1 pseudogene is annotated in these 363 nt (G+C 67.8%); it reads left to right on the top strand.

What is annotated here, in order from left to right:
- Nucleotides 1–363, top strand: a pseudogene (locus FLQ44_RS21775) (F0F1 ATP synthase subunit alpha); the annotation flags it as partial.

Raw genomic sequence — 363 nt, 5'->3', positions numbered from 1 at the left:
TGGCCCACACCATCGTGGTCGCCGCCACCGCGTCGGAGTCCGCCGCGATGCAGTTCATCGCCCCGTACTCCGGCTGCTCGATGGGCGAGTACTTCCGCGACAACGGCGAAGACGCGCTGATCATCTACGACGACCTGTCCAAGCAGGCCGTGGCCTACCGCCAGGTGTCCCTGCTGCTGCGCCGCCCGCCGGGCCGAGAAGCCTATCCGGGTGACGTGTTCTATCTCCACTCGCGCCTGCTCGAGCGCGCCGCGCGCGTCAACGAGGAATACGTCGAGAAGCACACCAATGGGCGCGTCAAGGGCAAGACGGGTTCGCTGACGGCGCTGCCGATCATCGAGACCCAGGCCGGCGACGTCTCCG

Origin of the sequence: Vogesella mureinivorans (assembly GCF_007644035.1) — a bacterium.
GTDB lineage: Bacteria > Pseudomonadota > Gammaproteobacteria > Burkholderiales > Chromobacteriaceae > Vogesella > Vogesella mureinivorans.
This window is presented reverse-complemented; position numbering and strand designations above follow the sequence as displayed.